This window comes from Terriglobales bacterium (genome assembly GCA_035561515.1).
Classification (GTDB): Bacteria; Acidobacteriota; Terriglobia; order Terriglobales; family Acidobacteriaceae; genus DATMXP01.
The window spans coordinates 361931-385826 of record DATMXP010000007.1 but is presented as its reverse complement, the minus strand read 5'-3'; the positions used below and the strand labels follow the sequence as shown (position 1 = coordinate 385826).

Annotated in this window: 17 protein-coding genes and 1 pseudogene; 6 read left to right on the top strand and 12 right to left on the bottom strand. The window is 57.4% G+C overall.

Going from position 1 to position 23896, the window contains the following annotated elements:
* Window positions 1-12 precede the first annotated feature (12 nt).
* The gene (locus VN577_03055; protein HWR13778.1) at window positions 13-3399 is read right to left on the bottom strand and encodes a TonB-dependent receptor; all 3387 of its coding nucleotides are present in this window, start codon (window positions 3397-3399) and stop codon (window positions 13-15) included.
* Between the two features lie 315 nt (window positions 3400-3714).
* Entirely contained in the window at window positions 3715-4791 is a 1077-nt protein-coding gene (locus VN577_03050) for a nucleotidyltransferase family protein (GenBank protein HWR13777.1), read from the bottom strand.
* Between the two features lie 116 nt (window positions 4792-4907).
* Between VN577_03050 and VN577_03045 the strand changes: the two genes are divergently transcribed.
* Both VN577_03045 and VN577_03040 read left to right on the top strand, forming a co-directional pair.
* Window positions 4908-6455: a UbiD family decarboxylase gene (locus tag VN577_03045; protein HWR13776.1), complete on the top strand. Its 1548-nt coding sequence runs from the start codon at window positions 4908-4910 to the stop codon at window positions 6453-6455.
* 162 nt (window positions 6456-6617) lie between these two features.
* Window positions 6618-7130, top strand: a complete 513-nt coding sequence (locus tag VN577_03040) for a hypothetical protein (protein ID HWR13775.1) — start codon at window positions 6618-6620, stop codon at window positions 7128-7130.
* 20 nt (window positions 7131-7150) lie between these two features.
* Here VN577_03040 and VN577_03035 read toward each other — a convergent pair.
* The 4 genes and pseudogenes from VN577_03035 to VN577_03020 form a co-directional block, all read right to left on the bottom strand.
* Window positions 7151-7294: pseudogene (locus tag VN577_03035) on the bottom strand (rhodanese-like sulfurtransferase).
* Window positions 7283-8707 carry a cation:proton antiporter gene (locus VN577_03030; protein ID HWR13774.1) on the bottom strand — a complete coding sequence of 475 codons (1425 nt, stop codon included), beginning with the start codon at window positions 8705-8707 and terminating at the stop codon, window positions 7283-7285. The pseudogene VN577_03035 and the gene VN577_03030 overlap by 12 nt, the downstream one beginning before the upstream one ends.
* A gap of 151 nt (window positions 8708-8858) precedes the next feature.
* On the bottom strand, window positions 8859-10454 hold the full coding sequence (locus VN577_03025; protein ID HWR13773.1) for an ATP-binding protein: 1596 nt from the start codon (window positions 10452-10454) through the stop codon (window positions 8859-8861).
* Between the two features lie 78 nt (window positions 10455-10532).
* Window positions 10533-11426: a hypothetical protein gene (locus VN577_03020; GenBank protein HWR13772.1), complete on the bottom strand. Its 894-nt coding sequence runs from the start codon at window positions 11424-11426 to the stop codon at window positions 10533-10535.
* A gap of 582 nt (window positions 11427-12008) precedes the next feature.
* Here VN577_03020 and VN577_03015 point away from each other — a divergent pair.
* Window positions 12009-12539, top strand: a complete 531-nt coding sequence (locus VN577_03015) for a polymer-forming cytoskeletal protein (GenBank protein HWR13771.1) — start codon at window positions 12009-12011, stop codon at window positions 12537-12539.
* Between the two features lie 29 nt (window positions 12540-12568).
* Window positions 12569-13258, top strand: a complete 690-nt coding sequence (locus VN577_03010; GenBank protein ID HWR13770.1) for a hypothetical protein — start codon at window positions 12569-12571, stop codon at window positions 13256-13258.
* Here VN577_03010 and VN577_03005 read toward each other — a convergent pair.
* The 5 genes from VN577_03005 to VN577_02985 form a co-directional block, all read right to left on the bottom strand.
* On the bottom strand, window positions 13255-14286 hold the full coding sequence (locus tag VN577_03005) for an FAD-dependent oxidoreductase (GenBank protein HWR13769.1): 1032 nt from the start codon (window positions 14284-14286) through the stop codon (window positions 13255-13257). The genes VN577_03010 and VN577_03005 overlap by 4 nt on opposite strands.
* Complete coding sequence (locus VN577_03000; protein ID HWR13768.1) at window positions 14277-14942, bottom strand: methyltransferase domain-containing protein; 666 nt, start codon at window positions 14940-14942, stop codon at window positions 14277-14279. Before VN577_03000 ends, VN577_03005 begins: the two co-directional genes overlap by 10 nt.
* Window positions 14943-14948: 6 nt before the next feature.
* Window positions 14949-16697, bottom strand: coding sequence for an ABC transporter ATP-binding protein (locus VN577_02995; protein ID HWR13767.1), 1749 nt, complete (start codon window positions 16695-16697; stop codon window positions 14949-14951).
* Between the two features lie 54 nt (window positions 16698-16751).
* The gene (locus VN577_02990; protein HWR13766.1) at window positions 16752-19073 is read right to left on the bottom strand and encodes an LptF/LptG family permease; all 2322 of its coding nucleotides are present in this window, start codon (window positions 19071-19073) and stop codon (window positions 16752-16754) included.
* A gap of 70 nt (window positions 19074-19143) precedes the next feature.
* Window positions 19144-19521: an ATP-binding protein gene (locus VN577_02985; GenBank protein ID HWR13765.1), complete on the bottom strand. Its 378-nt coding sequence runs from the start codon at window positions 19519-19521 to the stop codon at window positions 19144-19146.
* A gap of 334 nt (window positions 19522-19855) precedes the next feature.
* Between VN577_02985 and bshC the strand changes: the two genes are divergently transcribed.
* Together bshC and VN577_02975 are read left to right on the top strand one after the other, a co-directional pair.
* A complete protein-coding gene (bshC, locus tag VN577_02980; GenBank protein HWR13764.1) occupies window positions 19856-21460 on the top strand; it encodes a bacillithiol biosynthesis cysteine-adding enzyme BshC in 1605 nt (534 codons plus the stop codon).
* A 41-nt stretch (window positions 21461-21501) separates the two neighbouring features.
* Window positions 21502-22848: an MFS transporter gene (locus VN577_02975; protein ID HWR13763.1), complete on the top strand. Its 1347-nt coding sequence runs from the start codon at window positions 21502-21504 to the stop codon at window positions 22846-22848.
* On the opposite strand, the gene VN577_02970 is transcribed toward VN577_02975, so the two are convergent.
* A complete protein-coding gene (locus VN577_02970) occupies window positions 22845-23747 on the bottom strand; it encodes a VWA domain-containing protein (protein HWR13762.1) in 903 nt (300 codons plus the stop codon). The two genes, VN577_02975 and VN577_02970, sit on opposite strands and share 4 nt — an antisense overlap.
* Window positions 23748-23896 lie beyond the last annotated feature (149 nt).

The window sequence follows — 23896 nt, the reverse complement described above, 5'->3', positions numbered from 1 at the left end:
CGAGTGTAAAGGCTAAAACGTAAATCGAGCCTGGAGTTCAACAACACGGCCAGCCAACGCCTTTTCTGCCATGCCGAAGTGCGGATCTTCGATCTTGGTGCTGCCGGTCGCAAATCCGAACGGCTGAAGATTGAGCGAATTGAAAATGTTGAAGATGTTGGCGCGGAACTGCATCACAGCTCCTTCACCGATAAACGGGACTTTCGTATCCTTGCCGAACGTCATGTCGAGCGCCGAATAGCGAGGGCCACGGAAAGAGTTACGGCCGATCCCCGGAGGACCGGGATGGCTGATGTCAAAGTACTTGGTGCCGCCGCCAGGGAAGTTTCCGCCCTGACGGGTGAAGGCGTCATCACCGGTGTCGAACAGGTTTCCGCCGAGATAACCCACTGGGCGTGTTGGATTGATGGTCCACGCACCCGTTATGGGTACGGAACTCTGCGTGCCAGTCACTGGCGTCCAGGGAAAGCCGGAGTGAGCGCTGAAGATGGCACTGATCTGCCATCCGCCGAGGACGTGCCCAACAGCACCCTGCTGAGTCTTGTACCAGGGCAGTTCATAGATGCCCGAGATCACCATGTTGTGGGTGCGATCGTAGTCAGAAGGACCACGCTCGTTGTATAGACGTGCTGGATCGGTTTGGTTGGTGCTCGATCCCGGCCCTTCATTCGACAGGAAGTCGATGCTCTTGCTCCAGGTGTACAACATCTGGAACTGCATCCCATTTGTGAAATGGCGACTGAGTTGTGCATTGAGCGAGTTGTAAGAAGAGTTGATGTCCGGGGTGGGGAAGTACACCGCGTACCAGCGATCGCCCGCGGGAGGCTGCAGGAAGTTCTGGTTCACCAAGCGAATCAGCTTGCGACCGGCGCTTCCCTGGTAGCCGAGCACCATGGTCATGCTTTGCGGCAGTTCGTATTGGACTTCGAGAGAGTAGTTCTGGACGTAGGCATTCGGCATGTTCTGCGGAGACCCGTAGATTTCCACGTTTCCACCTAGAGCATTGCCGTAAGTCGGATCGATACCTTGCGCTAAGGCCGGATTCGCAGGATAACTAAACGGAGAGTTAGAGCTACCGACTACGTACGTGATCTTTCCGCCGGCAAAGGGACTTCCCCAGTCAGCCGCGGAAGTTCCGCAGCAAAGGTTATAACGCGCAAAGAAGGGGACGTTGCCGCGTGTGTTCTGGAACAACTGCAAGGGGAACCGATTGTAAGCAAGCCCGTACCCGCCGCGAATCACGCCCTTGTCGCCGAAGATGGAGGGACTCCAGGCGAATCCGATGCGCGGGGCAAAGTTATTGTGGTCAGCTCCGAAAAGGCCACCCTCGATCGGCTTTACAACGGCATTCACAAGGAGGCCGTCGGATCCGTAGATCAAATTGCTGATCCGGTTGTTCTTTTCCGTAAGCGGGCTGAAGAAATCGTAGCGAATGCCGAGATTCAAGGTCAGGTTCGGACGGATTTTCCAGTCGTCCTGAACGAATCCGGCGTAGTAGGTGCTGCGGAAATAGCGCTGCGCGTCGGGAACTCCGCCGGTCCGTGGGTCCGCGTTGATCTGTTCGTAGATCGGCGTGCCATTGGCTAGGTTCCACAGTCCTGAGAACGAGTAGAGGGGGCGTGCGCCACCATCCAAATTGTTGTTGTTCTGTTCCTTCGTAACCTGGAATCCGAATTTGAAGGCGTGGTTATTCCAGACCTTGGTGAGGGTGTCGCGGAATTCGAAAGTGTTCTCGGCAAAGATGCCCGGGGTTGTCTCCGACCAATCGGGACCAAGTTTTGGCCTTGGGATCGGCATACCTTCCACCTCGATACGCGGGATGCCGAAGTTAGTTGTCCCCGAGTCCAAGAGCTGGTTGTAGGAGAACCGTGTCATGTTGAAGCGCGCTTCGTTCAGCATGGTGTTGGAGATTGTCCGCAGCCACGACAGCATGTAAGCGCCGTTAACGGGTTTCTTCCGCACGTCAGCCACAGGAGCACCAGCAGCACCATCGTTCGCGCCAATCTCGTCGTAGAGCGTCACGTACGTACTTGCGGTGAACTGATTTCGGCCCAGGTGGACATCGAAGCGTCCGTTGAACTGGTTGCCGGAAATGGTTGATGGCAACATGTACTGAACGAAGTTCAGATCAGGGTGGCCATCAAAGCCGCCGCCGGTGGGAGTACCGAGCGGGACGTATTGACCGTAGGCACCCGTCATGGAACCAACATCCACTCCGCCGCTGACCACCTGACAGAGCGCGGGATTGTTCCATATGGCACAACTCGGAGCGGATACGGCAACGATGCGCGGTTCAATACCGGTAGCGCCGAGAACTGTAGCCGTATTCGTGTTTGCCCGCGCTTGTGCAACACGCTGGCGATAGTCCTGAGTGGTTACCCAACCGGTCCCAAATAATTGATTGAATTGGCGGACGCCCTCGTAGGAGAAGAACCAGAAGGCTTTCTCTTTGATCACTGGGCCGCCGAGGCTGCCACCGAACTGTCTAAGCTTGTTGCCGACACGCGTGCGAGTTGTTGTCCCCCATCCGTCTGCGTACTTGTTGTAGGCGTTCAGTCCGGGTTCGTCGTACTTGAAGAAGCCGCTTCCATGCAGGTTATTGGTGCCGCTCTTGGAGACGACCTTCACTTGAGCGCCGGAAGTGCGACCGTCTTCGGCAGAGTAGCTTCCGGCCGTCACGCTGACTTCACTCACCGATTCCTGATTTGGGGTAATGACGGCTGCGCCGGCCCATGTCTGGCTGTTCACGCCTACGCCGTCGACCTGGAAGCTGTTCGCCGAGACGCGTTGTCCGTTGGCAGAGATCTGGACCTGATTCTCGGTCTGGAAGATGGATGAACTGGATCCTCCGGGACCAACGCCGTTCGGGAGGAAGTTGGCTCTGCCTTGGCCGTTACGGGCGGCATCGCCGAAAATGCCGGGCGTCAGGCGCAAGAGCTCATAAGGATCGCGGCCGACCTGGGGAATCTCGGTGATTTCCCGCGCGCTAATGCCACGGTTCACGTTCGCATTTTCGGTTTGAATTGCTGCGGCCTCGGCGGTGACTTCAACTTGTTGTTCCGTACCGCCGACACTCAACTGTATGTTGACGCCTCGGACATTTTCGGCACTGACGGAAATATCCTTGAGGACTTCCTTGCGGAAGCTTGCGGCGTCGACGCTGACGCTGTAGACGGCTGGAGGAAGCCCGGAAACCCGGTAGAAACCGTCATTGGTAGATACGGTGTTATAAGTAACGCCCGTTCCGGTGTTGGTTACGGTTATCTTGGCGCCGGGGACAAGGGCGCCACTCTGATCCGTGATCGTACCTTGGATAGCCGCGTTAAACTGGGCAACCGCACCGCCACACATGGCCAGTGTTATCACCGCCAAAAGGGCAAAGCGAAATATGCGTTTCATGGTGACCTCCGCTAGATGAGGGAACCCCGAGAAGAACTCCAATTGAGTGCGGAGAGTAGTTCTCTGGACATGACCTGTCAAGTGGCCGGAAAGAGGTTGTTCCAAAATGGTCCACGTCTCATATCTCTAAGGATAGTTAGCTTGACTAGAGCAGAGCATGGAAGGAAACTTCGGTCGCGTCTGTTTAAGGACAGCGGGACCGTGTGCAATATCGCTCCGCAATCGGACTTGGAGAGTCCTTGCGGAACAGAGTGCGGCAGACCGTGGGGGCGCGGCCTGCCGCACATGCTGAGACGAAGCTAGCGACAGCGTTCGCTACCAGATCCCTTTGTCGCTGCCAGTAACTTTGTAGGCCAGCGCTGCGACGGATGCGAGCGGAGGCAGGAGCGAGAGGCGGAAGGTGGCGCCGACGTCTCCGCGGAGCGCGGCCGTGGTGACCTGCTTCGTATATAGCTGGGCACCGTGCGGCATGATCGGCACGCGCAGGAAGCGGTTCTTGGGGTGAACCTGCTCTCCGCCGCAGACGGCGGTTTCCACGACGTGAACCGGGAGTAGCAGGGCTTCGCCGCGGTATTCCTCGACGTAATCCGAAACGATCTTCAAGTACGTGCAGACTCCGGGCCAGATGCCGCCGATGTGCGCGGCACGCTCGAGCTCGCGGTAGTTGATCTCGTTCTGCTCGACCATCGCGGCGGTATTGGCGATATCGCAGATACGGAAGTAGAAGTGGCGGTACATGCGCTGCAGCGTGGCGACGATGACGCGTTCTTCCGGCGCGGGAACTGGGAAGTTGTACCCCATGAGTTCGCGGTAGACGCGACGGCCAACGAGTCGCTGGGCCATGCGCGTGTGTTCGCCGGTTTGTCCGAGACGCTGGACGTGAACTTCGACGGATTCGCGAAGTCCGGGAATTTTGAAATTCCATTTCTGCGCGAGACGGTCTCCCCAACTGCGAGGCTCGATTTCGGCACGCAGACGGTTGGTGAAGACGTCGGCCACCTGACGCTCGGTGGCGGTGGAGTAGAGATCGAGGTCGTTGCCGAGGTCGGGCCAGTGATCGAGCGACTTCATAACGACGACGGGGCACCCGTGAGATTCCAGTTCCTGAACAACCTCGGCTAGGTGAGCGACCGCAGTCGAAATGCGCTGGGTTTCCAGTTCGATGGTGCGGAGAGCCCAATATGCGACGAGATCGTTTCCGCGCAGCCGGGCGGTTTCGTGCAGAACGGACATGGCACGTACGGTGACATGGTGCGAGTCGGCGATGCGGAGCAGTTGTTCGCGGTCGCCTTCACCGAGCGAGGCGGCGAAAGAAAGGGCATCGTCGGCCTGGGCTGGATTGAGAACCAGTTGCGAGAGGGCTCGGATGTGGTCCTTTTCGGAAACAGGCATGGGGAACCTCAGGAACGAATTGCGTCAGGAGATTGGATGGGAGTTGCTGGTGGGGAGTTGGCAGATTAGGCGTCTATAATCAGCTGTTTCAAGACATTGTTGTTCCTGGGGGAATCTTGGCCTATCAAGACCTGCGCGAGTGGATCGCGGCGCTGGAACGTGCCGGCGAGTTGCGGAGAATTCGGACGGAAGCGGATCCGATCCTGGAGATCACGGAAATTGCCGACCGCGTGTCGAAGAGTGCGGGTGGCGGTCCGGCGCTGCTGTTCGAGAACGTGAAGGGGTATCCCGGGCAAAAGGTGCTGATCAACCAGTTTGGGTCGGCGCGGCGGATGAACATGGCGCTGGAGGTAAAGGCGCTGGACGAGGTGAGCGACCGCATCCGCATGTTCATGGATGTGAAGTCGCCACAGGGCATTCTCGACAAGATCAAGATGCTGCCGATGCTCGCGGACCTGGGGAAGTTCTTCCCAAAGACTGTGGACAAGGCTCCGTGCAAAGAGGTGATCAAACGCGGGAACTTCTCACTCGAAGACTTTCCAGTGCTGAAGTGCTGGCCGAAGGATGGCGGAAGGTTCATCACGTTACCGTGCGTGATCACGCGCGATCCGAAAACAGGGAAGCGGAACGTCGGAATGTATCGGATGCAGGTTTATGACGGGCAGACGACAGGGATGCACTGGCAGCGTCAGAAGGTGGCGGCGGAACATTATCGCGAGCGCATGAGAGCGGCGGCCGTGGGTGCAGGCGGCGCGGCGGTGGACATCATGGCGCGGTCGGGCGGAGGGTCACGGATTGCGGATGCTGGTCAGCCCAGCGGAAAGATGGAAGTGGCGGTGGCGATCGGGACCGATCCGGCGCTGACATTTTCGGCGATTGTGCCGGCGCCTCCGGAAGTGGAAGAGTTCATGATTGCCGGTTTCCTGCGCGAGAAGCCGGTTGAGTTGATCAAGGCCGAGACAGTGGATTTGGAAGTTCCAGCGAACGCAGAGATCGTGCTGGAAGGCTATGTGAATCTGGAGGAGTTGCGGACGGAAGGTCCGTTTGGCGATCACACCGGGTTCTACTCGCTCGAAGACCTATATCCGGTGTTCCACGTGACGTGCGTGACGCATCGCAAGGATCCGATTTATGCGACGACGATTGTCGGCAAGCCTCCGATGGAAGATGCCTATATGGGTAAGGCGGTCGAGCGCATCTTCCTGCCGCTGATGAAGATGACGATCCCGGAACTGGTAGACGTGAATCTGCCGGTGGAAGGCGTGTTCCATAACCTGATGATCGTGTCGATCAAGAAGTCTTATCCGGGACAGGCCCGCAAGGTGATGAACGCGATCTGGTCGCTGGGTCAGGCGATGTTCACGAAGTGCATCATCGTAGTGGACGAAGACACCAACGTTCAGAACACGGGTGAAGTGGTGTGGAAGGTGTTGAACAACATCGATCCGGAGAGGGACATTCAGTTCATGCTCGGTCCGGTGGATTCGCTGGACCACTCGTCGCGGCTGCCGGATTTCGGATCGAAGATGGGGATCGACGCGACACGGAAGTGGCCGGCGGAAGGATTCACGCGTCCGTGGCCGGATGAGGTGGACAGCGACCGTGCGACGAAGGATCTGGTGAACGGGAAGTGGGAGAAGCTGAAGAAAGAACTGGGGATGTAGGATTTACGATTTTTGATCTAATGATTTGCGGTTTTGGATTGCCGCGGGCCATGAAGCGGCCAAGCTATCTCACACCGTGTAGTGACACTCATCACGTGGTCTCGGCTCGTTCGTTTCATATACTTAATACAAAGTAGTCACCATCGGTGCCCGAGGTTCGATGTGCGTACGTTTACGGGGCCCCTTCTGTTAGTCCTTCTTTTTACCTCATTCCTGTTTGCGGGGCAGTCCTGCCCGGTTGATGTTGTCAAGGCAGAGCGCTACGTGGATGCCGGCCAGCGGCCTTGCTTTGTACACTGCGGGCACACGATCGATGTCGCGTACAAGAATCTGTCGGGCAAGGCAGTCGTCGAGCTTGCCCTGGGCGTTGACATGTATGCCGACGCGAAAACTACGCGTCCCTTGTTCTTCGACCTGCGAGATCGCGACAGTCTTGAGGCTGGCGAAATGCGGCAAGTGAGCTGGAGTGAGGTGATCTACCATCGTGACTATCCGCTGGTGAACGTCTTCCTGAAGAAAGTAGTGTTCGCGGACGGCACGGAATGGCGAGACGACGGCTCGGGTTCCTGCAACTCGGGTGTGGCCGGACTGGTCAGCAAAGGCGCGCCTCGTGACATTCCCGCTCCAGGGAACCCGTCGATGGCGAAGGCTCTTGATCAGCTTGCCGACGACTAACCACATCAGCTTGCCGACGACTAACCACCTTTAGGAACAATCTTCCATCCGCCCGATTCGAGGGCGGCCCATCCGCCGCGGAGTGCGCGCGCGTGCGTCCATCCAGCTTTTCTGAGCTCTTGCGCCACCCGGGCGCTCGTGGCTTCGTTTGGTCAAGCACAAAAGACGGCAATGTTCGAAGCTGTGGGCACGTTCAGGGCACGTGCATCACGAACGGCGTGCTCGGGATTCAGGCGAACTGCGCCTTCCAGCAGTTGTGTGCTTTCGTCGAAACTACGAATGGAACGCGCGTCGGCGACGATAACGTTTCCGGCATCCTGAAGTCGGCGGAGTTGGTCAGGTTCGATGTACTCGTTGCTGGATATCTGAACGAGGGGTGCTTCCGAAGATGCGGAGCCAGAGGATTCCTGTTGCTGCGTCGGAGGTATGGGGAGCTTGGTCGGCGGCTGAGGCGGCGTGCGCAGAAGGAACATCGGCGAAAAGCCGTGCAGCAATACCGAGACAAGTACAACCAGGCAACACACGGAGAGAAGGAAGTCGCTCCCGGGTACAAGGGCGAACACGGGCAGTAGGATCAACAGCAATGTGCTGAGTCCGCGAGGACCGAACCATCCGAGAAGTGCGCGATCACGCCAGGTGAGCTTTGCCAATGTCAGCGAAGGGATAAATGCAAGCGGGCGGATGAGGATCACGACAATCGCGAAGACAACGGTGAGCGGTGTTGCCTTTGCGACTCCCTGCCAAATTAACGAAACACCAAACAGGACGAAAGTGAAGAGCAGCGCCATCTCGGCGGTGGTTTCGCCGTATTCGATAAAGCAGTCGCAGAGTTCGACATCGAGCATCGCGATGGTGATACCGGCAGCAAAAGCAGCGATGAAGCCACTGCCGTGGACGGCCTCTGCCGCCGCGAAAGCCGCGAGCGCAACACCAAGCGAATAGATGGACTCGTAGTCGCGACGGACGCCCGAGCGGCGACGCACGACTTCCAGCGCTCCGATGGCACACAAGGCAACGATGATGCCGGCCGCAGGACTGAGAATCGCCATATTCAAGGCGAGCTTTGCCCATCCGGCAGCGCCGGGTTCGGCGTGCGTGGTAGCGGCGGCGATTCCGACGATCACGATCGGGAGAAGGACTACATCGTTCAGTCCGCTCTCAATTCGAAGAGCCTGTCGCACGGGCGAGGTGAGTTGAGGATTGCGCATGATACCGCGCAACAGAACCGGATCGGTGGAAGCCAGCGCTGCGCCGAGAATTGCGGCAAGCCCAAGAGGAACGTGCAGAAGCCACACTGAAGCGCCAGCGACGAGGGCGGCGGATAACAGCGTGCCAGGTCCCAGGACCAGAAATCCGAGCAACCGGTGCTTCCGTACTTCGGACATGTTTAAGGAGACAGCGTCCATGAACAGCACGAGGGCAAGGCTGAGCGTCGCGACGACCCGAAGGATGGGCGAGTCGACACCAATATCGACGAGGCCAATGCCGAAGGGGCCGAGGACGGCTCCTAAGGCGAGAAAGACAACCACCTGCGGCAAGCCAGTGCGTTCAACGAATCCCGACAGTAGCGAAGACACAACGATCACGAGGCCGATGAGGGCAAGGGTCAACGCAAACAGCTCTGGGCTGAAGGCCGGCAGACGTCACCTCAATTTAGAAACGCGATTAGTTGCAGAACCCCAGCAATCAATGTATCAGGTTGCGGATTCGGTGGAGCGGCTTGCGTAGTTACGCACGCTTCTTTGCCGATTGTGCCAGGGCAGCGACCGGGAAGGTGACAGTCATCTGGGCGCCACCGGTGGAGCGGTTGGATGCGACGATGGTGCCGTGGTAACGCTGCACGATCTCGCGAGAGAGCGACAGACCCAAGCCTGTGCCGGTGTTCAACTTCGTGGTGAAGAAGGGTTCGAAGATATGGACTAGCTTGGCAGGGTCGATACCAGGGCCTGAGTCGGCCACGAGGACGGTGACAACGTCGGAATTCGATGCGACGGATATGTCGATCTCGCCTTTAGTACCGATCGCCTCCATGGCATTGGTTAGCAGGTTGAGGAACACCTGACGGATTTCGCCGGCCGAACCGTAAACGAAGGAGTCGCCCTTGTTGCTGAAGTGGATCCGGATGGAGGCGTTATCGAGTTTCGGCCCGAACAGTTGGACTAGTTCGTCAATGACGAGTCCGAGGTTCACGCGCCCGGGTGGTTCGGTATCACGGTAGAAGGCCAGGGTGCGGCGGGTGATAAGGGCCACGCGCTTCAATTCGTTGTCGAGGTCGTCGAGATAGCGGGTCGCAATGGGATCAGCGGCAATCTGGTGTCGAAGCAGGAAGGCCAGATTCATGACGCCTTCCAGCGGATTATTGATCTCGTGCGCCACGGTAGCGGCGAGCTTTCCGGCGGCGGCCAGTTTCTCGGAACGGCGCAGCGCTTCTTCCGCCATGCGTCGCTGAATGACGAAAGCAATGTGGGAAGCCAGTGCTTCCGCCATGCGGGTTTCTTCGGCCGCAAACGTGTGCACCTGGTTGTAATACACCATGAATTTACCGAGCAGTTGTCCTTCGGATGCGATGGGAATGAAGGCCACGCTGCGGATTCCCTCGGCAATGAAAACAGGAGCCAGCGGTTGAAGAGAAGGTTCGGCCAGCACGTCGTCGACGAAGATCGAGACGGTATTGCGATCGCTGCGCTGCCACGGAGAATGCCCGTCGACCGCCTGGCGGTAAGTCTCTGAGAGCCCGCGCCAGGCCTTGAAATGCATCTTGTCATCTGAGTCGAACAGAAGGACGGACGCACGGTCGGCGCGAGTGGCGGCAAGCAAGGCATCGATGGCCGCGCCATAGAACTGCTGCGGTTCCATCGCATGATTCAAAGCTCGAGTGAGGGCATACACCGATTCCAGTTCACGAAGTCGAGAATCTCGCTCTTCGGCGATCCGCTGGTGCTCGGTGATGTCACGCTTGATGCCAACGTAATAGAGAGGCTGCCCCTGTTCGTCGGCGACGGCAAACGCGGCGAGGTCGAGTTTCTTGATGGCGCCGTTTTTGCCCCGACTCTCCAGAATTCCGCGGTAACGGCCATCGCGCTGTAATGCGACTGCGACTTCGGCAAAGCCTTCCTGACCTAGATGGATGGCAGGTGTTTGGTTTTTGAGGTCGGAATCGGTGTACCCGGTCAACTCTTCGTGGGCGGGGTTCTGGTCCAGGTAGCGGCCCTCAGCATCGATGATGGCTATGCCGTCGATGGATCGTCGAAAAATCTCTCGATATAGCTCATCGATTTTGCCGGCAGCAGTCTTGGCAGCCGTGACGGAAGTGGACTCTGTCATTATCCCGGGTAAAGCTTGGTACTCTGGCGCAACGGAATTGGATGCTGACAGGTTTGAAAGTGTTGCCGGACTGGCTGCTTACTTGGAGCCGCCAGCCGCATTCTGGGCGTATTCCGTCTCGACCTGCTTGAGTTTGTCGAGCGCCTGAGCCACATTCATAGGGGGGACGGGGTGGAAGTTGGACATCTGCTCGTCACTGAAAATGTTGAGCGACTTGAAAATGAGAACCTTGCCGGTGAAATGGAGCTTCATGCGGGTGAGGTCCCAGTGTCCGGGATAGGTTTCACCCTGCTCGATCATGAAGTCGCCGCCCTTATCGAGGTGCCCGAGAATGCCCCAGCCGAAATCCACGTTCTTGAAGAGTTGCGCCTGCATAAGAGCCAATCGCGTCTGTGGCAGGGCGATCTTCATGGTTCCGGCCATACCGGTGAATACCGCCAACTCACGGTTCGGCGGATTCCAATTGGGATTGGGTGAGAATTTCAGGACGACGAGTTCACCGTTCTTTGTCGGTTCGTTGCCCACGTATTCGTAATTGAACGCCTCGGGCATCGCCTTCACCATACGGCGGACCCGCTGGTCGTCTTCGCGCTGCTCCTTGCGTTTCTTCGCGAGTTCTTCAGGATCGTTAATAAGACGGTTGAGGCGAGCGTCTTCCTTGGTTCGTTGCTCCTGGTTGAGCGGTTTACCGTCGATAGCCACGAGGCGTGCCAATACCAGATCGGGAGTTTGGACCATCTCCCGCGTGTGGAGCTGCCCGTACTTGTTCCGCTTATTGTCGCGGAACAGGAAGTATTCCTTCTTTGCAGGCTCCCGGGTTTCATTCTCGATGGCACGGCGAACCAGCGAACGTGGGTCGGTCTTGTAATCCTGGGCGAAGAGAGCCGCAGTGGCACCGAAAACGAGAGCCACCAGCAGAACAAAGCGGGAATGAGAGACCCGGGTCATCGAATTGAGTGTACGACTTCGCACGCAGATTTCGCCTGTGTATTAGAACTTGGCGGCGGCAGAGAAGTTGCTATGGATGACTCAAAAGTAACCCACAGTGTAAAAAAACCAGCGTTTCCGCTGGTTTAAGAGAAGGAGGATGTGAAGTTACGGGTCGAGAAATCAAATCGGGGCCGGCTGGTCAGGCAGTCCCATTGTTTTAAGTCACCGCGACGAGCAAATCCGCTGTTCCCCTGGTTTTCGGGTCTACACGTCGAAGCAACCACCGGCCGGCACCGACACCAGCGTTGTAGCAACATAGTGGCCAAAATTGCGGCGAACTGAAAAGTTAACAACGTCAGGCGAAAAGCCCAGAAAACCGGGCAAAAGTGTTTACATACTGGTTAATACAGGAAGATGAGTTCGCTAGGGCGGTTACGAAATGAGCAATAGTGTCCATCGCGGTTCCACCCCTGAGCAGCAGAGTGCAGTGTGAGGCAATCGAAGGTGAATGTACCCGGCGGTCGGGTGAAAAACCCGATTGCCGCTATGATTCGGGTTGAGTATATTCTTCTAACTGCAACAAGAAAAAGCTACATTCCGTAGCCTGGATCGCGAGGCCCTGGTATGTGGAAACCGCGCAAGGAAGACGAACCGCACAAGCCGGTATCGCAGACCCCAACATATACCCCCGTCGTAACCAAGGAGGTCCACCCAGTGGAGATACCAAAGTCGTTCGAAAGTCGCGCTGACGTAGCACATATTGGGAAATCGGTCCTGATCAAAGGGGAACTCTCCGGGAGCGAAGACCTGTACCTGGACGGCGAAGTGGAGGGCACCATCGAGCTCCAAAAGAATTCGCTGACCATCGGCCCGAATGGCCGCATTCGCGCCCACGTAAATGCACGGGAAGTGGTGGTGCACGGCAAGGTGGATGGCAACATCCGCGGCACCGATAAAGTCGAGTTGAAGCGAACTGCCGTGCTCGTCGGCGATATCTCGACCCAGCGGATCGTCATCGAAGATGGCGCTTATTTCAAGGGTGGAATCGACATCCAGCGCGAAACGAAAGCCGAAGTCAAAAAAGAACCTGCAGCATATGCCGCGGCGGCGAGCGCCGGGGCGGTTGTTCAGGGTACACTGGTTGAGAAGAAATAACGTTCTATTCGAACCAGTGTGTCGCTGAGATGTCTTCGATCACAGATATATTCAAGTTCTTCCGTAAGAAGGATTCCAGCGGTGATCCGAATGCTCCCCGGGAAACCGGGGTGCGTTCGAGACGCCATTCAAGCGGATTCAAGGAATTCATGCGCGCCGTCGGGAAGCAGGAAGAGTTGTCATTCCTCGACCTGGGGCCAACCTCTGCCTCCAATATCTCCCTATTAACGGAACGCGGTTCAAAGATCCACACCGAGGACTTGCTCACGGCCGCATCGGATCCCGACTTCGTGACCGTTGCGGAAGACGGGTCCAAGACGCTCGACGTGGACCGCTTCCTGAAAGAGAACCTGGTCTTCAAAGGCCAGATGTTCGATGCAGTGTTCTTCTGGGACATCGCCGACTACCTGCCTGAGCAACTGGTGAAGCCGGTGATCGAGCGGATATGCATGGCCATGAAGCCCGGCGGCCTGCTGCTGGCGTTTTTCCATACGAAGGACGCAGGGCCGAATGCACCGTACTCGCGATACCACATTGCGGGCGAAGACGCGCTGGATCTCCAGCCGGTGATGATCCGCAATGGCAGCGGGAGTTCATCGTTGGTGAAACTGCAACGAGTGTTCAATAACCGGCACATCGAAAACCTGTTCCGGGAATACTCTTCGTTGAAATTTTTCCTCGCGAGGGACAATATCCGCGAAGTGCTGGTTGTCCGTTAAATAGCGCGGCTCGCACGCAGAGCGTAGTTCCTCAACATTTCAGATTGGAAGGCGAAGATTGCAGCCCGGCGCACGACTTCAGGCGCGGCGACGAGTTTTCGCACAATGCTCGCAGTGCGAAAGGCTTTGCCGAAGCGACGGTGGTACTCCGCCTCATAGCGGATTGAGTCGGGTGCGCATTTTGCTGCCAGGACTCCGGTACGCAGCGCGAGCGAGATTCCATCACCAACAAAGGGGTCGATGAACGCGGCGGCATCGCCGATGTTGAAGACACCATCGGTGACAGGCTCGGGCGGTGCGTGGACCAGCGGCGAGGTACTGACGGTCTCAGTAGTTTGCTCCCAGGCGCGACTGCGGAGCCAGAGTTCCGGATGGGCGGCAAAGACGTGCTCAAGACTAGTGGCAACATCGGCGCGCACCATTGCGCTGGCATTCACGAGATTTGGTCCGACCGGTTGAATGCCACAGTATCCACCGGTGAAGAAGTAGATGTCGGTGGAAGGTGGAGCATCTTCTCCGGCGAAGTGTGCCTTCAGTCCGATCAGACGAGGACCGGTGGGTGTGATGGGTCGCTTGAGGTTGGACCAACGTCCGGTGGCGTTGATGACGGTTTGCGCTTGAAATTCTGTAACGGCAATTCGAACAGAATTCCGAGACACGCCTTCAGCCTGACTTTGTTGGTGGGCAACTACCCCGGAGGAAGTTGCTGCGTCCCAGAGCGCGGCATCAAGATCGAACCGAGAGATACTCCAGGCGGCAGTTGGAAGGGCAAACTCGATACAGTGTCCGTCGGCGAACATGCGGGCTCTGGTGATGCTCGCGGGATTGCGAAGAATTGGACTATCGCCGAGCAAATTGTTCAGCAACTGATGAGATTCGTGCGAGACGAACTCCCCGCACACTTTGTGGCGAGGATACTTTCCACGTTCGAAGAGCACAACGCGTTTGCCGTTGCGGGCGGCCGTGATGGCCGCAGCGCACCCGGCGGGACCTCCGCCGATGACTGCCAGATCGTACGTTACTTCCACGCGATGGCTCCCATCCGGCAAAGATAGGTGTTAAAGACATCCACGGGTTTTGAAGTCGCGGTTGCAAGGACCTTCCGAACTTCATCTGGCGTGTATGCGCGCCAGATGGACACAGGTGCATCGTGGCGCGTGACACGACTGCGGTATAGGGGCATGCCCCCGTAGACAAGCGCGAGATGCACGAATGAACGACGAAGGTCGTTGATGGTGAATGCAATGCGTGCGACACGCAGAGACTCGCGGGCGAACGCAGCGATCTGTTCGGGCTCAAGGTGATGTGCAAAGAGGGAACAGCAGACGACGTCGAAGCTGTTGTCGCGGAATGGCAACGCGAGCGCATCGGCAGTTACGCAGGAAGGTGGATGAGCAATCCCGTTGAACCGTGAGGGTTCGCGGTCGAGCAAAGTGACGTCGAGTCGGAGATTGGGGCATGACTGCCGCAGTTGAAGTGGACCATCCCCGGTAGCGGATCCGACGTCCAGAATGCGCAGTTCTTTGGTGTTGGTGCGTTGAGCGACTCGCTCGAGTATTTGTCGGGTGGTGCTGACGCCGCCAAACCACCGGTTGACGAACTGAAGGTCGTGAAGCGAGGCCTGGATTTCCGCTGGTGTCGCCTGGCCGGTGTCGAGCAATTCGGGGCGGACGATACGGCGCATGGCACCTCAGACGGTCGCGAGTTCTTCTTCCAGCAATTGCTTGTTGTAGAGATCTGCGTAGTAGCCGTTCTTCTCGAGAAGGTCGTCGTGACGGCCGAGTTCCACGATGCTTCCGTTGTGCAGCACGGCGATCTGGTCGGCGTTCCGGACGGTCGAAACACGGTGCGAGATGAAGATCGTCGTGCGTCCCTGCATGACCTCGCGGAGGTGGTCGAGAATCTTTTCTTCGGTGTAGGTATCGACGCTGGAGAGGGCATCGTCGAGGACGAGTATTCGCGGATTGCGAATGAGAGCGCGGGCGATGGCAGTCCGCTGCTTCTGTCCACCTGACAGCGTGATACCGCGTTCGCCCACAACGGTGTTGTAGCCTTCGGGGAACGACTCGATGTCTGCGGCAATACTCGCTCCCGCAGCGGCGTTGTGGATTTGTTCGTCAGTGGCGCTGTCGACGCCAAAGGCGATGTTCTCGCGAATGGTGTCGCTGAAGAGGAACGTCTCCTGCGGAACGAAGCCAATGTTGCGCCGCAGAAGATCTACCGGGTAATCCTGAATTGGGCGGCCGTCGATAAGTACTGCGGCGTTCGGCGCGTCATAGATGCGCGGGATGAGGTTCACCAGAGTGGTCTTGCCGGAGCCGGTGGGGCCGACGATGGCCAGGCTGGTTCCGGCCGGAACCTTCAAATTGATATTCTCCAGCACATCCGAGCCGCTGTTGTAAGAGAAGCTCAGATTGCGGAATTCGATGTCGCCGGCGATCTCTGTAGGCGTACCAGTTAACGTTTCCGTACGGTCCTTAATCTCAGATTGCGCAATCAGGATTTCGTTGATGCGCCCCATCGAAGCCGTGCCGCGCTGGAAGATGTTGATAACCCAGCCGAGAGCGATGATCGGCCAGGTGAGCTGAACCATGTAAGTGTTGAAGGCCACGAACTCACCGGGCGTCATGCGACCAAGAATGACTTCGCGTCCGCCGAGCCACAGCACCAGGACGACGGCCAGGCCAAGCATGGTTTGGAGCGTGGGCCAGAGCATGCCCATCAAGCGCACCAGCTTCAAGCTGCGGTTGATGTATTCCTGGTTTTCCCGCTCAAATAAAGCTACTTCCGATTTCTCCTGCGAGAACGCGCGGATGATCCGGGCGCCGGAGAAGTTCTCCTGGGCGCGAGCCGAAATGTCCGAGAACATCGCCTGGATTCGCTCGAAACGCTCGTGGATCCGCTGACCGAAGTACTGAACCACGATGCTGACGACTGGCAATGGCAGGAAGGCCCAAAGAGTAAGCCGTGGCGAGATACCGATCATGAACGCCAAGGCTCCGGCGGTAAACACCAACGTGTTGGCGGAATACATGATCGCCGGTCCGAGCAGCATGCGGACGGCGTTCAGGTCGTTGGTGGCGCGGGCCATGATGTCGCCCGTACGGTGCTTCTGATAATAGGAGTACGAGAGCGATTCGAGATGCCGGAAGAGGTCGTTTCGCAGATCGAATTCAATGTCCCGCGAAATACCAATGACCACCCAGCGAGTAAGGAACTGAAACAATCCCTTCGCGCAGGCCACGGCGACAAGGAGCAGCGAGTAGGTGACGAGTTTCTGCTGAGTAACGCCGGCCGTGAGTCCGTCAACCGCATACCTCAGAACCTGCGGAAATAGTATCCAGATTCCGTTATTAGCAAAGACGCACAGGGTTCCCAGCAGGAGCCCACGCCGGTATTTTGCCAGGTACGGGAATAGTGGCCGCAGTTGCTTGAGCATGCTCGTAAGTCTCTTAGATTGTAACGAGAGTGATTCGGGTGCAGGAAGTTCCGTTTATGTCGGAACTTTGAGAATCAGGTACCCGCCGGCCAGTCCGAACAGCAACACGGGCGCCCACGCCGCCAGGGCGGCAGGAAGTTGGCTGGCGTTCCCCATGGCCTCAAAGAATCCCATGCTCACCCAGAAGGTGATGGCGATACCCACCGCCATAGCTACCCCGGCGAGCGCACCGCGACGCCCTCCTCGCAGCGCGAAGGGAACCGCCAGCACGGCCATGACAAACGTCATGAGCGGGAAGGCAAACTTCTTGTGCAGTTGCACCCGCAGACGGACGACGTCAAAGCCGCTTTGCGCCAGGTCGTTGATGTAGCGGCGCAACTCTTCATAGTTCATCTCGGACGACTGCTTCACTTCTTTCTTGAAGTAGTTGGGCGGCTCGTTCAGTTCGGTAAATGTCGAAACTTCAAAGGGACGATAGTCTTCGATGGCCGGTCCACGGAAGTCACGCGCCCAGCCGTTCTCGAATATCCAGCGCTGGAGCGAGTCGGACCAGTGAGCGCGCGCTGCGTAGATGCGACGAGTCAACGCGAACGTCTTGGGATCGAACTCGAATACCGAAATGCTGCCGAACCGGTTCTGATCGGGATCGAAAAACTCGTAGTAGTAAATGCTCGAGTGCTGGCCGAAGATCCACTTGCGATCTGGACGCAAATAGGTCTGCGCCGGCTTGCCCTTGATCTGGTTGCGCAATGCGTCCTGTTTCTTATTGAGTTGCGGCAGATACAGTTGGTCGAAGAAGAACAGGCCAACGGCAACCACGCCAGCCATCACCAGTACAGGCAGAACCACACGGTAGATGCTGATTCCGGTGGCCTTCATAGCCGTGATCTCACTGGCTTTTTCAAATAGACCAAACGTAACCAGCACGGCAAGCAGCATGCTGATGGGCGTGGTCATGTAGAGAAAGTAGGGAGTCACTGTCAGCAGATACTGGCCGACGATGATGATCGGGACCCGACCGATGTCCTTGAGCAATTCGAAGAACGTGAACACCAACAGCAGCAGCAGGAAGCTGCCGACGATCATGCCGAAGTAGACGAAGAAATCGCGGAGCACGTAATCGTCGAGCAACAACGGGAACCGAGTGCTGAAGACGCGCTTGCGGGCGACGGCGCGTTCGAACGCTCCGGCTTCGCCCTGCTCGCCAACGATCTGCGGGCGCCGTTCCAGACGGGCGCGCAGTCCCGCCCAAAAGCCGCGGAGGGTTCCTATCTCGATGGGGAACTTGTCGACACGCCATAGCAGTACGAGTCCGGCGAAGAAGAACAGGATGTTGCCCATCCACACGGCGGGCCCCACCGGAAACTTTCCCTGCCGCGCCATCGACATCCCAGCCAAAGAAATCAGGTAGTACAGAAAGACTAGCGCGATGGTGAGTACAAAGCCGGTGCTCTTGCCGCCCTTCTTTGCAGACAATCCGAGCGGGATACCAACGAGCGCCAGGACAAGGCAAGCCGTGGGCAGCGCGAAGCGGCGATGAAACTCGATTTCATACAGCCGTGCGCGTGCAGGTTCGGCCTTACGCGCCTCGCTCATAAGCGACAGAGTCGGAACCTCGGCCATCGGTGTGGTTTCGTTTTTCTGCCCGTTCACGGAGGGAAGCTGGATCGGTATATCGGACTCTGCGAAGGTAGAGATCGAATACTGCTCGGGGCTGCGGGACACGACTTCGTGTGATGAACCGTCTACCTGGTGCAACCTGAGCTTGTCCGGCGATTCGGCGTTGACCGTGCCCAGGCGAGCCATGGTGATCTTCGGAGCCGCCGGATTCTTCAGGTCCGCCAGGAATACGCCACGCCATATCGCAGCGCCCGATCCGGAGGTGGCGTCTTCGACGTAGAGGACGTAGTCCTTGAAATCTTCGTAGAAAACTCGGGGCTGGACTTCGAATGAAGCCTGCGATGATTTCAGCCGATCCTGAAGGTCGGACAAGGCAGCGGCCGACTTCGGCGCGATGTACACATTGTTCACCAGCGCCACCAGCCAGGTTCCGATCGCGAAGACAGCGATGATGCGCAGGAAGGTTCCCGAGCCAAGTCCAATGGCGCGCATCGCGGTAACTTCGCTGTCGGCGGCAAGGCGGCTGAGCCCGATTAGAATTCCGACCAGCACCGCCATGGGCATGGTGACAGTGAAGGCAGTAGGCAGCGTGAGGAAGAAGAGTTCCGCGACGCTTGGAATCGGGGCGCTGTTACGGACGACCAGTTCCAGAATGCGCGCCAGGTCGCGCATAAAGATGACAAAGGTGAAGATCGCGACGCCGATCACGGCGTGCGAGAAAACTTCACGCAAGATGTAACGGGTCAGAATCCGCATCGATGAACAACGCTAGATTATCAGGGAAGTCCGAAGGTGTTGCTGAATTTCCTTAGTTGCCGGATCGTGCCTAGCGCTTGCGCATTACGATTTCAGCGCCATTCCGGCGAATGTGTACTTCGTCCATGAGCTGGTTGATCAGGAAGATTCCACGCCCATGGTTGGAGTATATGTTTTCGCCCATGAGGGGGCTGGGGACCCTGAGGGGATCGTATCCATTGCCGGGGTCTCGAACGATAATCAAGATGCCGTGGTCCATGTCGCAGGCAACACAGCACTGAATCGTCTTGCTGGGGTCGTTCTGGCAGCCGTGGGTAATAGCGTTGGCGAGGGCCTCGCGAAGCGCGGTTTCGATTTCCAGTTCCTTGCCGGTTGCGCACTGCATTTGCTCGGCCATGGCTAGAATTCCGGCGACAACAGGAGAAATAGACTCCACGTCGGCGGCCATGGAAACATCAATGCGAATCTTTATCTGGCCCGGAACAAATTCACAGACGGGCAAGGAATCTGGGACCATTTTGGGCTTGGAAGCGTTGCTCACCTTTTCTGTGATTGTAAACGGGAACACTGGATTTACAGCAACACCTTTTATGTGGTGCATTACGGCAGTTACCGACCGCATGACGGAAGGCCGATAGGCAGGGGCAATTTGGGGATTGGACACTGACATTCACGGCAGGTGACCATTAGAATGTCGGTGTGACCGGTTTTGCATCGTTGATCGTCGAGGTACATCCAAAGCCCATGCCTTTTTGTTGCCGAGATGCCGAGGAGAATTGCTAGTGCATTCCGAGTGCCTGCCGTTCACATACATCCCCCACACCTCGCGGCTGTTCCTGGATTTCCTTCAATCATCCGAAAAAGTAAAAGCTTTCTATCCGCGGTCAGCACGTGTGTCTGAGTGGGCGGCTGACGAAGCGAAGCTCATTGAATATCCCGCAGCGAGACGACAGGCTGTGGCGGATCTGCTGGAAAGTCAGAATCGCCGCTGGGGGCTGAGCGCAAAAGGCGAGGAGAACCTGCGCAAGTTCCGCAACGGGGCTGCGGTAGCCGTCTCGGGGCAACAAGTGGGAGTTTTCGGCGGGCCGCTGTTTTCGATCCTGAAAGCAATCTCGGCTGTGGAAGTTGCAGCACAGGCGGAATCGCGGGGCGTGCCATGCATTCCGATTTTCTGGCTCGCGACCGAAGACCATGATCTTGCCGAAGTGAGCAAAGTCTCCGTGCCCGCGAACGATGGTTCGCTGGCGGTGTTGGAAGTCGCTCCGAAGGCGGTGGAAGATTCGCCGGTTGGGGACGTTCGTTTCGGTGATGAGATCGTCGAACCGGTTCAGCGCCTGGCGGAATTGCTTGGTCCGTCTGAAGTTGCCGATGCCCTGGTGCAGGCGTACAAGCCCGGCGAGAGGATGGGAGATGCTTTCGCAAAGTTGTTTGCGAGCGTTTTTGCCGAGCTCGGCATCATTCTGATCGACGCGTACGATCCGGAGTTTCATCGCATCGCCGAGCCAATCTATCGCGATGCGGCGACGAAAGCGGCGGAGATCGACCGCCTGCTCCTGGCGCGAGGCAAAGAACTTGAGGCTGCGGGATATCACCAGCAAGTGAAGGTGACGAGTTCGTCCACGCTGCTGTTCGAGATCGTGCAGGGACGGCGTCAGGTGGTCCAGCGCAGCAACGATCATTTCAAGGTGGGTGGGCAGAAGTCATCCAAAGAGGAATTGCTCGGGCGGATCGAAAACAATCCGGAACTCTTCAGCGCCAATGTGCTGCTGCGTCCGGTGATGCAGGATTATCTACTTCCGACACTTGCGTACATTGGCGGTCCCGCCGAGGTGGCTTACTTCGCACAAGTCGGAGTTGTACACGAGGAACTGCTCGGACGACGCACCCCGGTTCTGGCACGGTTCAGCGCAACGATCGTCGAGCAGAAGCAGCAGAAGCTTCTGGAAAAATACGGGCTCGCGTTAATGGACTTCTTCGCCGGCCAGGAAAAAGTGCGTGAGACGATGGCTCGTCGGGTGCTGCCGGATTCCCTGAAGTCGCACCTTGAGTCGGCTGACCGTGCTGTTGCGGCCGCGCTGGAACGCGTGCGAACCGACCTTCAGCAACTCGATCCGACACTGGTGAATGCGGCGAATCGAGCGGAAGCCAAGATGCGTTACCAGGTAGACCATTTGGGGAAACGGGCCGCGAGGGCGGAAATTTTGAGGAACAGCATCATCGAGAGACACGCTGAGAACCTGGTTACGCACCTGTTCCCACACAAGAATCTGCCGGAGCGTGAGATCGCAGGCGTGTACTACGTTGCGAAATACGGCACGGATTTGCTTCACGATCTCTATAAAGCCGCACAGGATCAGTGTCCCGATCACCGCGTGCTTTATCTTTGAGCCCTGTGCGATATCCTGAGTAGTTCCATACATCAGCTCCAATGGGCTCTCCGACACAGCCAGACCAAAACGGTTCGCGCATTAAGCTCGTCTTTCGAGCGTTGCGTCACCGTAATTTTCAGCTCTTCTTCAGCGGGCAACTGATCTCGCTTGTCGGTACCTGGATGCAGAACATCGCCCAGGCCTGGCTCGTGTACCGGATCACCGGGTCTTCGCTGGCCCTGGGGAGCATTGGCTTCGTCAGCCAGATACCTGTATTCATCGCGGCTCCCATTGGTGGCACCATTGCGGATCGCTACAACCGCCATAAGCTCGTGATCGGGACGCAGATTTCTTCCATGGTGCTGGCGCTGATTCTCGCAGCGCTCACACTCACCGGAACAATCCAACTGTGGCACATCTTTGTGCTCTCGGCGCTGCTGGGGTTCGTGAATGGAATCGATATTCCGGCACGACAGTCGTTCATGGTGGAGATGGTCGGCAAGGAAGACCTGATGAACGCCATCGCGCTGAACTCGTCGATGTTCAACGGCGCGCGCATTATCGGTCCGGCGATTGCGGGTGTGCTGGTGGCGGCCATTGGAGAAGGTTGGTGTTTCTTCGTCAATGGCGTGAGCTACATTGCGGTGATCGTCGGCCTGCTGATGATGCAGGTGACACCGCATCGGGTGATTGCGCAGTCGTCGCCAGTCAAGCACATCATTGAAGGCTTCCAGTTCGTACGAGGCGCCATTGCGATTCGCGACTTGCTGCTCCTGCTTGGCGTGGTCAGCCTCGTCGCGATGCCATATGCGGTGCTGATGCCCATCTTTGCCGATCGCATCCTTCACGGAGGAGCGAAAGGACTAGGCATCCTGATGGGCGCCACCGGTGTAGGTGCGTTGTTAGCGGCACTGAGCCTGGCAGCGCGATCAGGAACGCGGGGGCTTGGACGATTGATCGGTTATGCCGCGTTTGGATTTGGAGCGAGCCTCATCTTGTTCTCGTTGTCGCGGTCATTCTGGCTTTCGGTCGCACTGCTTATACCGGTCGGCTACGGAATGATGTTGGAAACCACCACGTCCAATACTCTCATTCAGGTGATGGTGCCGGATGAACTACGCGGACGTGTGCTGGCCGTTTACACGATGATGTTCATGGGTATGGCGCCACTTGGTTCGCTTTTCGCCGGAGGCGTGGCAGACAAGATCGGAGCGCCTCTGACTCTCGCGATCGGAGGCATCGTCTGCATGGCCGCCGCCGGCGTGTTCTTGTCGAGGCTGCCGAAATTCCGCATCAGTGCGCGCCAAATGGTGGTGGCACAAGGGTTGGCGGGCGGCGACCCTCCGCAGGAAATTACCGCCGCCGGGATCGCCCATCCGCCCTTTTCCGCCGAAAGCGACGATTAATGCGAAGCTAGTTCCGGCCAGATGTTCTGGACGGGCGGCAAGTCTTTCTCTTCCTGCTGAAAGTACACACTGCGATGCACGAATCGAAGGTTCTTACCATGGGCCTGCATCGTGAGCTTATGGACACCCTTCGAGCGTGGATCGGCACGGAAGGTCACTACAAACGAGCTGCGCAGTTCCTTCTCGATCTGCTTCATCGCGGTGAACATCTGCTGCTGCGTGCTGACCACAAAGAAACGCCCGCCGGTCTGTTCCGCCATTTGCCGCAAGACAGACTGCTTATTCGTTATCTTTTTCGCCTGGACCGCAATCGTGTAGAACGGCATATTGCGACGTTGAGCGGCATCGATGACATCTCGCATGCTATGCAGGCTGTAGTTGTCGTTGCCGTCGGTGACAAGCACAACCGACTTTCGCATGAAGTCATTGGTTTGAGCGCGGATCTGGTCGATCAGTGAATCGTAGAGCGAAGTCAGTCTTCGAATCACCTTGCGTGAATTTTTCTCCTGCACGTAAGCGCCGAAGTCGACCATGGACACTTCATCGGTCTCTACCAGTTCACTTTGTGCGAGGTACGCTTTTAACGACGCTTCCAGCGGCAGAGCAGGCTTCATCGACTCGCTGATATCGCACATCAGCACAAGCGAAAGGGGAGTATCGCTTGCATTCTCGAATGCGGTGATGGACGGAACTTCTACTCCATCGCGCAGCACTTTGAAATCATTCGCCGAGAGATTCGTTATGCGCTGATTGCGGTCCCCATAGGCCGTGAAGGTCACGCGTACTTCGCCGGTTTCCACACGAAAGACAGGAACACTGGACATCTCCGTGGACTCGGAACTTGCGGCCCACACGCTATTTGCCAAAAGCAGCACCAATACCAAACCGGCGGTTCTCATGCGTACACCTCGTTTCCTGAGAAGTACATCGGCGAAAACGGGTTTCCAATGCAGGTTCTGCCGATAACCGCCGTCACGTTACGTATGTCACTGGTTCAGTGACTCCGCTACTTGCACATGCGCCGCAGCAAGAGAATTGTGCGCTGCTT